This is a genomic window from Alistipes montrealensis, assembly GCF_018362775.1.
Classification (GTDB): domain Bacteria; phylum Bacteroidota; class Bacteroidia; order Bacteroidales; family Rikenellaceae; genus Alistipes; species Alistipes montrealensis.
The window spans coordinates 712,608-728,130 of sequence record NZ_JAGYXY010000002.1 but is presented as its reverse complement, the minus strand read 5'-3'; the positions used below and the strand labels follow the sequence as shown (position 1 = coordinate 728,130).

The following is a 15,523-nucleotide window of genomic DNA, read 5'->3' as shown; positions in this document are numbered from 1 at the left end:
AGAATATTTATTTTACTCCCGCGTGATCCGCAGGGCGAATCCGCCGGCGGGAGCCATCGTTATTTCCAGCGTACGGTCCGATCCCAGCGCACGGATTACTCGCTGGTAATCATGGCCGTATTTGGCAGCATTGACGCCGTCGCAAAAGAGTTCGGCCGTAAAATTTCCTTCACCCAAAAATCCGAGATCGACCGTCACCGTGCGGCCTTCGTGTCCCGTCAGGCCGCCGACATACCAGACATCTCCCTTGCAGCGGGCGACGGCCGCATATTCCCCCAGACGCCCGTCGAGCGCCACGGTACGGTCCCATACCGTGGGGACACCGCAGATGAAAGCGGTGCATTCGGGTTCCCGGTCGTAGTTGGAAGGCGAGTCGCAGAGCATCGACAGCGGGGCATGGAAAACGATGTATTCGGCCAGTTGGCGGCAGCGCGTACCCTGACTCATCGGCTCACTGCGGCGCGGAAAGAAATGGCCCTTCGCAGCATTGAGCATGGCTCCCTGGGTATAGTCCACAGGACCGGCCGTCATTCGGATAAACGGCATCGTCACATCGTAGGTCACCTGGTCGACCGACTCGTCCGACCATTTCATCTGCTCCAATCCGTGTACGCCTTCGAAATTGACGACATTGGGATAGGTTCGCTGCAGGCCGGCAGGCTTATAAATACCGTGGTAATCGAGCAGCAGCCCGTATTTGGCGGCGGTTGCCGCTCCACGGTAGAGGAACTCGGCGATCTGTTGGTCGTCGCGGTCCATGAAATCGACTTTGAATCCTTTGACACCCAAGGCCGAGTAGTGGCGGCAAACCGCCTCCATGTCCCGGTCGAAAGCGCGGTAGCCCGCCCAGAGGATGATGCCGACGCCTTTTTGTTTCGCGTAACGCAGCACCTCTTCCAGATCGAGGCGGTCGCTGCCACCCGACATCAGGTCGGTCTTGTCCTTCGACCAACCGTCGTCCATCACCAGGTATTCAACCCCGTTGCGGGCCGCGAAGTCGATATAATGCTTATAGGTCGGCGTATTGACCCCGGACTCGAAACCGACGCCGTAAAGGCCCCAGTCGTTCCACCACTCCCAAGCCGCCAGTCCGGGCCGTATCCACGACACGTCTTCCAGGCGCGACGGTTCGGCGAGGCGCATGACCATGTCGTTGTCGAGCAGTTGCCGGTCTTCACGGGCAATAAGGACCGTCCGCCAAGGAAACGAAGCCCGGGGTGCGGCTTTGGCGATGAAATCGGCATACTCGTCCACGACGTTCTGAAGATTGTCGTGTCCGCCGTCGTGCGTACGTTTCGGATAGGGTGCGAAAACACCGCGCAAGGAAGCGCCCTGACCCGGATAATTGAAATACATGCCCGGATAGGCCTGCAGGTCGGCCTCGGTAAAGCAGAGTTTCACGCCATTATCGGCCGCCACGACCAGCGGCAGGAAAGCCAGCCGCGCAGGATCGAGTTCCGAGAGCCGGGCTACGGTATAAAGGTTCTCGAACGAAGTCTTGAACTGGCTCCCGAAAGGTACGATCTCGGCTCCGTCACAATCCCGCACATAGGGAACCCAGCACGTCCAGTCTCCCGGGAAACGGGCGCCCGCCTCTTCGGAAGCGATGACCAGCGGTTTATCCGTCGTGGAGACAAAACGGTAAGCGACCCCGTCGTCATAGGCCCGGAACTCGAGGGCAAAACCCTGCCGGAAATCGGCCCGCAGCCAGTTATAGCGATCCGCGACCCGCCCCTTGATATAAAAAGGCGTGGCGAAAGAGGTATCGGCCGTCCCTTTGCGAATCCGGGAAGGCTGCGCCGGGCCGCCCCATACGGACCCGTCGTCCAGCGTCATCGCGATCGGCGTAGGCGCCACGACCGGGCGGCCGTCCACATGGACTTCATAAGCGAAGCGCTCCCCGAGCGACAGTGTGATCCCGATCGTCCCGTCGGGAGAAGAGACCGTATAACTCTTTTCGCGGGCGGCAGCAACCCCCGCAAGCAATGTAAATAAAGCGATTACAACTATTTTCTTCATGGTTCACAGGTAATAAGCCGGTTTATGGAAAATCCCGAAGCACACAATAAAACAGGCGGCATTTCCCGTTTATGCTGCGTAAAAATAGAGGTTTCGAAAGGGTTCTGCAACGGATATACAGCAGAAGGATTGAAAAGTATCATAATTGGATGGGATAATACCATTTTGACATGCGCAGCACGACAAAAGTATTTCCATCCTCGCCGAAACACCCCTTCAAACGGCATTACAGCCGCAAATCGACGAAAGCCCCCTATTACCGCCCCCTGACCTTCGGAACAGCGAATCGCACGAATGATACTTTTTCATCAAATGCTTGTACCATGCGGCGCTTTCCATGGTTATCCGGTTTTTGTCCTCTATTTTTACGTTCGAAAATAAATTTGTTAACGAACCTAAACCAACCAGTATGAAACATCTTTGGAAATACATCGCGGGCGCGTTGGCTTTTGCACTTCCCATTGCCTCGTGCAGCGACGACAACACATCGGATTTCCCCGATAAGGAGTGGAGCGAACTGACGGCCCCCGTGCTCACGGTCTCGGACGAGGATGTAACGCTCGACACCGACAAAGCCGACCAGGAGGCCCTGAAATTTTCGTGGACAGCCGCCTCGGTCGTGACCCGCAGTTCGTCGGTCATGTACGACCTGTACCTGAACATAGAGGGCGAAGACCTTTTCAAAGGCATAAAACGCGAATGGGAAGGGCCCGACCTGGCAATATCTTTCACGCACAAGGAGCTCAACGATCTCATCATATCCACATTCGGCGGCAAAAGCGGCGAACGCTTCGCTTTCCGGGCCTGCGTTTATGCGCACACCGGGAACTACCTCATCGAGGATAAAACTTCGGAAGAGGTATCGTTTGCCGCCACGGCCTATGCCGCCGAGGTGGTCAAACCCGCATCGCTCTGGATGAAGGGAGGCGCCTGCGAATACGGCTGGGACAAGGCGATCGAACTGCCGCAGGGCGAAGAAGGCATCTACACGGCAGAGAACGTCGTACTGAAGTTCGGCAAACCCGCGGACAACAAAGGGTTCAAATTCTACGTCGAAGAGAACGGCAGCTATCCGTTCTACGGACAGAAGATCGGCGGCGAATTCGGCCAGGTCCAGACCTTCGCCATCGCCAACGACGGGGATTCGCAATTCTATCCCCTGCAGTACGACTACACAAGCGGCATTTACACCGTGCATATCGACCTGAATACGATGATGCTCACGCTGACCCGGACGGGCGACGTTACGGAATTCGACCCCGAAACAGCCCTCTACATCCTGGGCGACAACATGGAGAACGGCTGGAACATGGTCGAGGCGAACGCCTTGCTGCCTGTCGGGGAAAATATTTATGAAAACACCCGTATTTACCTCAAACCGGAGAGCAGTTTCAAATTCGACTTCTACGACTGGACGGAGTATATCCGCGACGATGCGGCCGGCGACTACTGGACCCTGCGGAAAAAGGGCGAGGGCGACGGTGACATCCGTTTCATTCCGGGCGACCAGGGACTCGGCGAAGGCTACTACACCGTGCGCGTCGATCTCAACACCCTGAAAGTCACCCTTACGGGCGGCGGTGCGCCCTCCTATCCCGAAACGCTGTTCCTCTTCGGTCCGGCCACGGAGGCAGGCTGGAACCTCGGCAGCTTCATTCCGCTGACCAAAGTAAGCAACGGCGTATTCCAGGCCAAGGGCGTGAACATCGATGTCGGCACGGCCAATCCGGACGACAACAAGGGCAACGGATTTAAATTCGGCATTTCGAACAGCGAATGGAGCACCGAATACGGCGCCAAGGAGGCTTTCGACGACCACGACGGGCAACAGGGATACCGCGGCTGGGAACTCGCACAGAACAGCAACCAGTTCTATCCCCTGCTGATGGGGCACGCCTCCGGGGCATACGACATCACAGTCGATTTCACGACGATGACAGTACGCTTCGAACCGGAGCAGGGACCGGATTACCCGGCAGCGCTCTACATCCTGGGAGACGCTATGCCCCACGGCTGGGATTTGGGCCAGGCCGTAGCGATGACCCAAACCACCCCGGGAGTCTTCACCGCAGAGAACGTCCCGGTGAAGGTCGGCACGGCACAGGAGGGAAATCCGAAAGGCAACGGATTCAAATTCATCATCTCGAACACCGAGTGGCTCACGGAATACGGCGCCAAAGGATCGTTCGACGACGGGTATACAGGATGGGAGCTTGTCCAGGGAAGCAACCAGTTTTATCCCCTGATGATGGGATTCGGAGACGGGAACTACCGAATCACGGCAGACTTCAAAACCATGACGGTCCGATTCGAAGCAATGTAAGGAGGTCTCGGCGTCAAAGTCCGAGTCTGAAGTGAAAATCCGGCCAATGTAGATAATTGGCCGGATTTTTCATACCTTTGTTCCTGGCTGAATTTCACGAATGATGAAAAACAAACTCTGCAGATTCGGGGCCTGCGCACTCTTGTTCACGCTGTTAGGCACACAGCACGCCCTCCCGCAGGGGTATGTCAAACTCAACGCGCTTTATGCGGCGCTCGGGGTGATAAACCCCGCCGTGGAATTCGCTATCACCCCCAAATCCGCCCTGCAAACCGACATCGTCATCTCGCCCTGGAAATCGATCAACGGGAAACACATGAACTTCGCCATCTTCATGGGCGAATACCGCCGCTATTTCAAGGCGCACAACGACGGGTGGTATCTGGGCGCCAATATCGGCATGATGGCTTTCGACATGACCAAACCCTTTATCAAGGACTGGAAGCTTCAGTTCGAAAACCGCTACTGCAAGGGTTACGGCATGATGCTCGGCCTGTGCGTGGGCTACGAATACCGCTTCCGGGAGCGGTGGCTCGTCGACGCCTATTTCGGCTGGGCCTGGATGGACAGCCACTACAACGGGTACAGTTTCGAGGGTGAGACCGACATGTATCCCCACCGGCCCGAGCAGCCGGAGTTTCCCGATCCGTTCAACGGCTCGTCGGAATGGTATCCCAATAAAATAGGCATCTCGATCGGCTACCGGATTTTCCAGCCCCGCAAATAATCCCCCGCGACGGCGATCATTCCCGGCCGGGAACCGACTTCGGCAACGCCCCCATATTCCCGCAACCGGGACAGCCATACAACCGGAACAGTCGCACAACCCGCCTCCATATTCGCAAAAAAATCCCGGTCTCCATACGAAAACCGGGATTCTTCTATTTGCAGCGGCCTGCGCCGCTCGGAATTACTTTACCTTCGGGCCGGCAGCTACGAGCTTCTTGCCTTCCTCGTTGCCCGTGAACTTCACGAAGTTCTTCACGAAGCGGTTGGCCAGATCCTCAGCCTTGACTTCCCAATCCTTGGCGTTCTTGTAGGTGTCGCGCGGATCGAGGATTTTGGGGTCTACGCCCGGCAGAGCGGTCGGAACCTTGAAATCGAAGATAGGCATGGTCTTGGTCGGAGCCTTGTCGATCGAGCCGTCGAGGATCGCGTCGATGATGCCGCGCGTGTCCTTGATGGAGATACGCTTGCCGGTTCCGTTCCAACCCGTGTTCACGAGGTATGCCGTAGCGTTCGATTTCTTCATCTTCTTAACGAGCTCCTCGCCGTACTTGGTGGGGTGCAGCGACAGGAAGGCAGCGCCGAAGCAAGCCGAGAAGGTCGGCGTAGGCTCGGTGATACCGCGCTCCGTACCTGCGAGCTTGGCGGTGAAGCCGGAGAGGAAGTAGTACTTCGTCTGCTCGGGGGTCAGGATCGAAACCGGGGGCAGCACGCCGAATGCGTCGGCCGAAAGGAAGATAACCTTCTTGGCAGCCGGAGCCTTCGATACGGGCTTCACGATGTTGTCGATGTGGTAGATCGGGTACGATACGCGGGTGTTCTCCGTTACCGACTTGTCGGCGTAGTCGATCTTGCCCTTCTTGTCCACCGTTACGTTCTCCAGCAGCGCGTTGCGGCGGATAGCGTTCCAGATGTCGGGCTCGTTCTCCTTCGAGAGGTTGATCACCTTGGCGTAGCAGCCGCCCTCGAAGTTGAATACGCCGTCGTCGTCCCAGCCGTGCTCGTCGTCGCCGATCAGCTCGCGCTTGGGGTCGGTCGAAAGCGTGGTCTTGCCGGTTCCCGACAGACCGAAGAAGATAGCGGTTTCGCCCTTGGCGTTGGTGTTGGCCGAGCAGTGCATCGAANACGATACGCGGGTGTTCTCCGTTACCGACTTGTCGGCGTAGTCGATCTTGCCCTTCTTGTCCACCGTTACGTTCTCCAGCAGCGCGTTGCGGCGGATAGCGTTCCAGATGTCGGGCTCGTTCTCCTTCGAGAGGTTGATCACCTTGGCGTAGCAGCCGCCCTCGAAGTTGAATACGCCGTCGTCGTCCCAGCCGTGCTCGTCGTCGCCGATCAGCTCGCGCTTGGGGTCGGTCGAAAGCGTGGTCTTGCCGGTTCCCGACAGACCGAAGAAGATAGCGGTTTCGCCCTTGGCGTTGGTGTTGGCCGAGCAGTGCATCGAAGCCATGCCCTTCAGCGGAAGCAGGTAGTTCATGTAGGAGAACATACCCTTCTTCATCTCGCCGCCGTACCAGGTGTTGATGATCACCTGCATCTTCTCGGTGAGGTTGAAGACAACGGCCGTCTCCGAGTTCAGGCCCAGCTCCTTGTAGTTCTTCACCTTGGCCTTCGAAGCGTTGAGCACCACGAAATCGGGCTCGCCGTAGGTCTCCAGTTCAGCGTCGGTCGGACGGATGAACATGTTCTTCACGAAGTGAGCCTGCCAGGCAACCTCCATGATGAAGCGGATCTTCAGGCGCGAGTTCTCGTTGGCGCCGCAGAAGGTGTCGACAACGAACAGACGCTTGCCGGAAAGCTCCTCGACAGCGATCTTCTTCAGCTCTTTCCAAGCCTTCTTCGTAACGGGCTTGTTATCGTTCTTATACTCGTCGGAAGTCCACCAGATCGTATCCTTGGTAGTCTCGTCCATTACGAAGAATTTGTCCTTGGGCGAACGGCCGGTGTAAACGCCGGTCATCACGTTCACGGCGCCGGTCTCGGTCAGCTGACCCTTCTCAAAACCGCGCAGGCCCTTCTTCGTCTCCTCACGGAACAGTTCGTCGTACGACGGATTGTACACGATCTCGGTAACGCCCGTGATCCCGTACTTTTTCAAATCCATTTTGTCCATAATTGTAATTTATTTGTTAAAACTCCTCTTTTCAATCGAATGTTTCGGACCGCAAGTCCGGACCTCAACGGCACAAAGGTAGAAAAACTTTCAGAATTGTGAAAAAATTAACAGCGTAAATTACAAAAAAAATTTATTATTTTTCTTGATGGGGCTATACGCTTCATTTATACCCTCGTACCACGCCGCCCGAAAGCCGTCCGCAACCCGGAACGAGGATCATACGGCAAAGATTTTGCCGGAATTTTCCGACGCCTTCCGGGGCGTCCGGTTTTTCTTCCGGCGATTTTTTATTATCTTTGGAAGAAGCGGGTTTTCCGCCCCGGGAGACGCAGCCGCGCCACCCGGAAAAGAGCCCCCGACCGAAAACCCGAATCCCCACAAACTACCGGCCCGCCATGAAAACACGAACGAAAATGACATTACTGCTCTGCTCGCTGCTGCCCCTGTGCGCTTCGGGCGCACAAGGCGGGAACATCTCGCTGAAGATCACAAAACAATACCTGAACTTCCCGGTTTCGCACCAGCAGGAGCGCAGCAGGATGACCTTCGAAACGGAAGGCGCGCCCGACCTTTCGGTCGTGATCCGGCTGGCCCCGGAAGAGGCGGACTACTGGGTATTCAGGGACATGTCGGCCTTCGAAGGGAAGACCGTGCGGATCGCTTACGAGGGCGACCCGCGGGGACTTGCGAAAATCTACCAGTCGGACCGGATCGCCGGCCAGGACAGCCTCTACCGCGAAAAGAACCGCCCGCAGTTCCACTTTACGACCCGCCGGGGCTGGATCAACGACCCGAACGGGCTGGTCTTCCACAACGGCGAATATCACCTGTTCTACCAGCACAACCCCTACGAGCGCGATTGGCAGAACATGCACTGGGGACACGCCGTCAGCGAAGACCTCGTACATTGGAAAGAACTGCCCGACGCGCTCTGCCCCGACAGCCTGGGAACGATGTATTCGGGGTCGGCGGTCATCGACTACGCCAACACCGCCGGATTCAACCGGGACGGCAAGCCCGCCCTGGTCGCGATCTACACGGCGGCAGGCCCCGAGCGGCAGGTGCAGTGCCTCGCTTACAGCCTCGACGACGGGCGCACGTTCACCAAATACGCCGGCAATCCGGTGATCGACTCCCGGGACAAATGGAACAGCAAGGACACGCGCGATCCCAAAGTGTTCTGGTACGCCCCGGCCGGACATTGGGTGCTGGTGCTCAACGAACGCGACGGACACTCGATCTACACCTCGGCCGACCTGAAAAAGTGGACGTACGAAAGCCATGTCACCGGATTCTGGGAGTGCCCCGAGCTGTTCGAACTTCCGGTCGACGGCAATCCGGAAAATAAGAAATGGGTGATGTACGGCGCTTCGGGGACCTACATGCTCGGCTCGTTCGACGGCCGGGTATTCCGGCCCGAATCCGGCAAATACTGCTACACGACGGGCAGCATCTACGCAGCCCAGACCTATACCAACATCCCGGCAGCGGACGGACGGCGCATCCAGATCGGCTGGGGCCGCATTTCACACCCGGGCATGCCCTTCAACGGAATGATGACGCTGCCGACGGAGCTGACGCTGCGCACGACCAAAGACGGGGTCCGCCTGGCGAGCACTCCGATCGCCGAACTCGACCGGCTGTTCCGTCCGCTCGCCGAATGGCGCGGCCTGACCCCGGACGAAGCCAACCGGAAGCTGGAGGAGTTCGGAAAGGCCGACCGGCTCCGGATTCGCACGACGATCAAATTATCCCATGCAACGGACGCCGGGCTCAGCCTCGACGGCCAGCCCATCGTCGCCTACGACCTGAACCACAACACGCTCAACGGCCGTTTCTACTCCCCGCAGGACCCGACCAGCATGCGCCTGACGGCCGATATTTACCTCGACCGCACCTCGGCCGAGGTCTTTATCGACGGCGGGCTGTACTCCTATTCGATGGAGCGGCGGCCCCAAACCGGCAACAACGGAGGATTCCGCTTCCGGGGCAACCGGATCAAGGTTTGCAGCCTGGAGGTGTTCGCCGTCGGGTCGATCTGGTGACCGAAGGGAACCGAGCCGACATTACGGACACAAATTTCGAAAAATCCGGGCCGCAAGCGTGCCGGCTTCTCCGTTTTTTTCATACCTTTGATAACATAGCTCTATATGTCAAAAGTCTTGCGGCCTTTTAAACAATGTATTCGATAAAAGTACAAACTGATAAAATCGTTCTAAAACCATTTTCATTCGAATGGACAAATTATCATGGAGACACCATACTGTTCTTTCTCTTCGGAATCTGCTATTCATACTATTCCGTCCGTGATTTTGTTTCCGGATTATGGAACTGGGATTGGCTGATCGCTCTTCTGCTGTTCGATTCGGGCCTCATCATCTATTCGTTTCGGCTCAAGAGGCTGAAATTAAAATGCATTCCCATTCCCAAACAGCACGACGGGCTAAAAAATCAGATCCGGGAATTACTGATCAGCCGGGAATGGTTTATCGAATACGATAATTACCGCTATTTGCAGGCCAGAAACCAGAAAGGTATCCCTGTCTTAGACGAGGATTTGCTGATATTGAGGTGGAAAAGCGACGAAATCAGATGGACAGTGATTTATGATCCGTGGTACAACATCACGGGAGGGATATTTACCTTCAACCGATACGGACGAAGAACAATAAAAGAGATAAAAGCCCTCGTTGCTGACTTTGAAGAAAAAACCGACCCCCGAAGGCTCGAATAGACCAATGGCCGGACTTTATTTCCACATACCCTTCTGCAAGCGCGTATGCGCCTACTGCGACTTCTACAAGAGCGTCGACCTGCGCCGCATGGACGAACTCGTGGAGGCCATGCACCGCGAACTGGATGCACGGCGCGAATACACGGGCGGAGAGGCGGTCCGCACCCGCTACTTCGGCGGCGGCACGCCCTCGCTGTGCCGGGCGGAAACCATTGCGGGGCTGCTCGATCATGCGGCAATGCTGTTCGATTGCTCCGCGGCGGAGGAGACCACGCTCGAAGCCAACCCCGACGACCTTACGCCCGCCTACCTCGCGGCGCTGCGCCGGGCGGGCATCGACCGCCTGTCGATCGGCGTCCAGTCGTTCGACGACGCCTGCCTGAAACTGATGAACCGCCGCCACACCGCAGCGCAGGCCGTCGAGGCCGTGCGCAATGCACAGCGGGAAGGTTTCGAAAATATCACCGTCGACCTGATTTTCGGCGTCCCGGGTTTCGGAGGCGACGCGCTGCGCCGCTCGCTCGACCGGACGCTCGGGCTGGGCGTACAGCATATTTCGGCATACCATTTGACCATCGAACCCGGTACGGCTTTCGGACGGCGGGCCGCCCGCGGAGAGTTCGCCCCGGTGGACGAGGCAGTCAGCGAAGCGGAATACGCCTTCGTGCACGAAACGCTGACCGGGGCGGGATTCGAACACTACGAGGTTTCGAATTACGCCCTCCCGGGCTTCCGTGCCCGCCATAACGCCGCCTACTGGCACGGCCTAAAGTACCTCGGCATCGGGCCGGCAGCCCACTCGTTCGACGGCCGCGAACGCCACTGGAACACCGAATCGGTGGCGGAATATATCGCCGGAGCCCCCGCCGAAGCGGAAATACTCACCGACAGCGACCGTTTCAACGAGTATGTGATGACACGGCTGCGCACGGCGGAAGGCATCGACCCCGGAGAGGCGGAAAAACTGTTCGGGGCGGAACGTGCGGCACGAATGATGCGCGATGCGAAACCGTGGCTGGAAGCCGGCACACTTGTCGCCGCCAACGGACGGATAGCCGTTCCTCCGGAGCGGATGCTGGTCTCCGATGCGGTGATCGAAGCGTTTTTCGAAACGCAATAAAGCCCGCAACCAAGTGAAACTGAAATGTTAAGTTATTCTTAAATTTTTTTATAAATACTGAAACCCGATTGGTTAATATAAATATAAGTGTTACCTTTGTGGCCGAAAACCGTTTCTGTTCGTCACGAAAATTATAAATTAGCAAAAGTATATGAGCAACGCCAAACACTCCCCTGACCTGCTGTTCGAGGTAAGTTGGGAAGTATGTAACAAGGTCGGCGGCATACACACTGTCATCTCGACCAAAGCACAAACCGTAACCCGCAAATTCGCAGACCGCTACGTACTGCTGGGCCCCGACCTCTCGCACGAGGGCGTCAACCCGGAGTTCGAAGAGGACCCCAATCTGCTCAAGGCGTGGCGCCAAAGCCTTTACAACGAAGGCATCCGCGTGCGCGTAGGCCACTGGAAGATCAAGGGCGAGCCGACGGTGGTGCTGGTCGACTTCTCGTCGCTGATCCCCCGCAAGGACGAAATACTCAAAAACCTCTGGGAATCGTACCACGTAGACTCGATCTCGGGCCAGTGGGACTACGTCGAGCCGGTGCTCTTCGGCTGGGCCGCAGGCGTCGTGATCGCCTCCTATGTCGAGACTTTCGGGTCGCCGGCAGAGAAGGCCGCCGCGCATTTCCACGAGTGGATGACTGCTGCCGGCGGACTCTACCTGCGCAACCGCGCCCCCTACATCGCCACGGTGTTCACCACCCACGCCACGGTCATAGGCCGCTGCATCGCCGGCAACCGCCTGCCGCTCTATAACGACCTCACGAAATTCAACGCCGACGAACTGGCCCGCCAGTTCAACGTCACGGCCAAGCACTCGATCGAGAAGATGGCCGCCACGTATCACGACGCCTTCCTGACGGTGAGCGACATCACGGCCAACGAATGCAAATACCTGCTGGGCCGCGAGCCGGACGGCGTGACGCCCAACGGATTCGAAAACGACTTCGTCTGGACCGGCGACGAATACTACGCCAAGCGCGACGAAGCCCGCAAAGCGATGATCACGGTGGCCGAAGCCTGCCTGGGCGAAAAATTCGCGGGCGACCCGCTGATCGTCGGGACCAGCGGCCGCTACGAGTTCCGCAACAAGGGCATCGACGTTTTCATCGAATCGCTGAAAAAACTCGCCGCCTCGGACAAACTCCGCCGCGAGGTGCTGGCCTACATCACCGTACCGGCAGGCAACCGCGGCCCGCGCGTCGACCTGCAGGCGCACCTGGCCGACCCCTCGAACCCCATCGACGCAAACCAGTACAAATATTCGACCCACTACCTCGAAAACCCGGTCTGGGACCCGATCGTGAATGCGCTGAAGAACAGCAACCTCACCGCCCCCGGATCGAAAGTAAAGGTGATCTTCGTCCCCACGTACCTCAACCGGGCCGACGGCATCTTCGACAAGGATTACTACGAACTGCTCGTGGGCATGGACATTACGGTTTTCCCTTCGTATTACGAACCGTGGGGGTATACCCCGCTGGAATCGGTGGCGTTCTCGATCCCGACCGTTACCACGACGCTGGCCGGGTTCGGCATCTGGGTCGACAAGCAGCGCGAACATGCAGGCGTGGAGGTCATCCGCCGCGACGACTACAACGACAAGGAGGTCGAGGAGAAGATCGCCGAAGCGCTGCTGCGCTTCAGCCTGCTGGACGAAAAGCACGTCAACGAACAGTGCACCTCGGCGTATGAAATCTCGCTGACGGCGCTCTGGGAGCACCTTTTCGCCGCTTACGAACAAGCCTATTCCGAGGCGGTCGAGAGTTCGGTCGTCCGCACCAACCGCGCCGTGCTCGACGGCGGCGCCAAAACCGAGCAGATCAACTTCGTGCGCCAGCAGCTTTTCGTCGAGAAACCCAACTGGAGCCGCATGATGGTGGACAAGACGCTGCCCAAGCGGCTGCATGCCCTCGAAGAGCTGTCGCGCAACCTCTGGTGGTGCTGGAATCCCGGCGCCCGCGACCTGTTCGAAGGGATCGATCCCGTGCTGTGGGCCGAATCGGGGCGCAATCCGATCGCCTTCCTCGACAACATGAGCGTCGAGCGGATGAAAGAACTCGAAAAGGACACGAATTTCCTTGCACAGCTCGACGCCGTACACACGCAGTTCCGCGACTACATGAACGAGAAGCCCGACCCGAAGGCGACGACCATTTCGTATTTCTCGATGGAGTACGGCCTGCACTCGTCGCTGAAAATCTACTCGGGAGGCCTGGGCATCCTGGCCGGCGACTACCTGAAGGAGGCTTCGGACAAGAACGTCCCGATGGCCGCCGTGGGCCTTCTGTACCGCTACGGCTATTTCACCCAGCGGCTCTCGGCACAGGGAGCGCAGGAGGCCACCTACGAAGCGCAGAACTTCTATAAACTGCCGATCTCGCCCGTACGCGACGAAGCCGGCAACTGGGTGACCATCACCATCGCCTACCCGGGCCGTACGCTCTCGGCGCACGTCTGGAAATGCCAGGTAGGCCGCACGGACCTCTACCTGCTCGACGCCGACATCGAGGACAACCTCGAGGAGGACCGCCAAATCACCCACTACCTCTACGGAGGCGACTGGGAAAACCGCCTCAAGCAGGAGATCCTGCTGGGCATCGGCGGCATCCGCGCACTGCGCAAACTGGGCATCAAACACGACGTGTTCCACTGCAACGAGGGCCACGCCGCATTCATCGGCGTCGAGCGCATCCGCGACCTGGTGAACCACCGCAAGCTCTCGTTCTCCGAAGCGCTGGAGGTGGTACGCAGTTCGTCGCTCTTTACAACGCACACTCCCGTGCCCGCAGGCCACGACGCATTCCCCGAGTCGATGATCCGCCAGTACATGTCGCACTATCCCGACGTGCTGGGCATCACCTGGGAGCAGTATATCAACCTCGGCAAGACCAACCCCAACGACCCCAACGAGAAATTCTCGATGTCGGTGCTGGCCTGCAACCTCTCGCAGGAGGTCAACGGCGTATCGTGGCTCCACGGCGAGGTTTCGAAGGAGATCCTGGGCAACATGTGGCCGGGGTACTTCAAGAACGAACTGCACATCGGCTACGTTACCAACGGCGTGCACTTCCCGACCTGGATCGCCTCGTCGCTGCGCCACCTCTACGCCCGCTATTTCGCCGACGGATTCGAAGGCCACGTCTACGACATTCCCGCCTGGCAGAAGGTGCACAACATTCCCGACGTGGAACTGTGGGAAGAGCGCATGAAGCTCAAAAACAAACTCATCAAGCACATACGCCGGCGTTACAGCGACCCCAAACAGGTACGCCTCGACTCGCCGCGCCAGATGCTGCAGGTCATCGAAGGCCTCAAGCCCGACGTGCTGACCATCGGCTTCGCGCGCCGCTTCGCCACCTACAAGCGCGCCTACCTGCTCTTCACGAACCTCGACCGCCTGGCGTCGATCGTCAACAACAAGGAGCGCCCCGTGCAGTTCATTTTCGCCGGCAAGGCACACCCCAACGACAAGCCGGGACAGGACCTGATCAAGCGCATCGTCGAAGTGGCCGCCATGCCGCAGTTCGTGGGTAAAATCCTCTTCCTGCAAAACTACGACATGGAGCTCGCCCGCCGCATGGTGCAGGGCGTCGACGTTTGGCTGAACACGCCCACACGCCCCCTCGAAGCTTCGGGAACCTCGGGCGAAAAGTGCGTGATGAACGGCGTATTGCAGTTCTCGGTACTCGACGGCTGGTGGGTCGAAGGCTACAAGGAAGGCGCCGGCTGGATGCTTCCGCTGGAACGCACCTTCTCCGACCAGCATTACCAGGACGAACTCGACGCCGAGATGATCTACAACACCATCGAGGAGCAGATCGCCCCGAAATACTATGCCCGCAATGCGGACAACATCCCCCACGAATGGGTGTCTTCGGTCAAGAAATGCGTGGCGGACATCGCCTCGAACTTCACGACCAACCGCATGCTGATCGACTACGAAGAACGCTTCTACGACAAACTCGCGGCTCGCAAACGCGAATTGTGCGCCGACGCCTACCGTACGGCGCGCGGGATCGCAGCCTGGAAACGGAAGGTTTCGGCCGCCTGGGACCAGGTGCGCATCGTCGACGTGCAGCGTGTGAAAATCGACAAGGAGGCCGTCTGCGTCGGTGAAACGTACCACTTCGCCGTGACGCTCGACATCGCCAACCTCCGGCCCGAGGACATCGGCGTGGAGATGGTCGTCGCCCGCCAGATCGTCGGCGGGGAGTCGGTCAACGTCACCCGCACGATCCAGTTGGAGCGCACGCAGGTCGACGGCAGCCAGGTGACCTACACGCTCAACTACATGCCCGACGAGGCCGGTATGTTCGACGTGGCACTGCGTATCTACCCCTCGAACCCGCTCCTGCCCCACCGCATGGATTTCGCGCTGGTGAAGTGGGCCTAATAAAAAAAGGTTAAAAAGGTATTAATTTCGGGTTATCGGGCAATAATTAGTTGTAACAGTCCGGGAATTTTAATATCTTTAATGGA

General features: G+C 58.1%; 7 protein-coding genes and 2 pseudogenes. 6 read left to right on the top strand and 3 right to left on the bottom strand.

Translation table 11 applies throughout. The features are described 5' to 3' along the window. Positions 1 to 12 precede the first annotated feature (12 nt). On the bottom strand, positions 13 to 2,019 hold the full coding sequence (locus tag KG007_RS06070; RefSeq protein ID WP_213347702.1) for a glycoside hydrolase family 97 protein: 2,007 nt from the start codon (positions 2,017 to 2,019) through the stop codon (positions 13 to 15). A gap of 409 nt (positions 2,020 to 2,428) precedes the next feature. Here KG007_RS06070 and KG007_RS06065 point away from each other — a divergent pair, with 409 nt between their 5' ends. Then, entirely contained in the window at positions 2,429 to 4,342 is a 1,914-nt protein-coding gene (locus KG007_RS06065) for a SusE domain-containing protein (RefSeq protein WP_213347701.1), read from the top strand. A 103-nt stretch (positions 4,343 to 4,445) separates the two neighbouring features. Further along, positions 4,446 to 5,069 (top strand): DUF3575 domain-containing protein, encoded by a 624-nt coding sequence (locus KG007_RS06060; RefSeq protein WP_213347700.1) that lies wholly within the window; start codon positions 4,446 to 4,448, stop codon positions 5,067 to 5,069. A 183-nt stretch (positions 5,070 to 5,252) separates the two neighbouring features. Here the strand turns inward: KG007_RS06060 and KG007_RS14135 are convergent. Together KG007_RS14135 and KG007_RS14130 are read right to left on the bottom strand one after the other, a co-directional pair. Further along, positions 5,253 to 6,194, bottom strand: a pseudogene (locus KG007_RS14135) (phosphoenolpyruvate carboxykinase (ATP)); the annotation flags it as partial. Between the two features lie 279 nt (positions 6,195 to 6,473). Continuing rightward, positions 6,474 to 7,181, bottom strand: a pseudogene (locus KG007_RS14130) (phosphoenolpyruvate carboxykinase (ATP)); the annotation flags it as partial. Positions 7,182 to 7,597: 416 nt separating this feature from the next. On the opposite strand from KG007_RS14130, the gene KG007_RS06045 reads away from it, so the two are divergent. The 4 genes from KG007_RS06045 (at position 7,598) to glgP (ending at position 15,437) form a co-directional block, all read left to right on the top strand. Beyond that, the gene (locus KG007_RS06045) at positions 7,598 to 9,229 is read left to right on the top strand and encodes a 2,6-beta-D-fructofuranosidase (protein WP_249413252.1); all 1,632 of its coding nucleotides are present in this window, start codon (positions 7,598 to 7,600) and stop codon (positions 9,227 to 9,229) included. Positions 9,230 to 9,363: 134 nt separating this feature from the next. Beyond that, the gene (locus tag KG007_RS06040) at positions 9,364 to 9,918 is read left to right on the top strand and encodes a hypothetical protein (RefSeq protein WP_213347698.1); all 555 of its coding nucleotides are present in this window, start codon (positions 9,364 to 9,366) and stop codon (positions 9,916 to 9,918) included. A gap of 4 nt (positions 9,919 to 9,922) precedes the next feature. Further along, positions 9,923 to 11,038 carry a radical SAM family heme chaperone HemW gene (gene hemW, locus KG007_RS06035; RefSeq protein ID WP_213347733.1) on the top strand — a complete coding sequence of 372 codons (1,116 nt, stop codon included), beginning with the start codon at positions 9,923 to 9,925 and terminating at the stop codon, positions 11,036 to 11,038. A 151-nt stretch (positions 11,039 to 11,189) separates the two neighbouring features. Further along, complete coding sequence (gene glgP, locus KG007_RS06030; protein ID WP_213347697.1) at positions 11,190 to 15,437, top strand: alpha-glucan family phosphorylase; 4,248 nt, start codon at positions 11,190 to 11,192, stop codon at positions 15,435 to 15,437. Positions 15,438 to 15,523: the final 86 nt, after the last annotated feature.

Coding starts and splice junctions, on each gene's coding strand:
- KG007_RS06070 (WP_213347702.1), bottom strand. CDS start 2,019: ATGAAGAAAATAGTTGTAATCGCTTTATTTACATTGCTTGCGGGGGTT.
- KG007_RS06065 (WP_213347701.1), top strand. CDS start 2,429: ATGAAACATCTTTGGAAATACATCGCGGGCGCGTTGGCTTTTGCACTT.
- KG007_RS06060 (WP_213347700.1), top strand. CDS start 4,446: ATGAAAAACAAACTCTGCAGATTCGGGGCCTGCGCACTCTTGTTCACG.
- KG007_RS06045 (WP_249413252.1), top strand. CDS start 7,598: ATGACATTACTGCTCTGCTCGCTGCTGCCCCTGTGCGCTTCGGGCGCA.
- KG007_RS06040 (WP_213347698.1), top strand. CDS start 9,364: ATGTATTCGATAAAAGTACAAACTGATAAAATCGTTCTAAAACCATTT.
- hemW (WP_213347733.1), top strand. CDS start 9,923: ATGGCCGGACTTTATTTCCACATACCCTTCTGCAAGCGCGTATGCGCC.
- glgP (WP_213347697.1), top strand. CDS start 11,190: ATGAGCAACGCCAAACACTCCCCTGACCTGCTGTTCGAGGTAAGTTGG.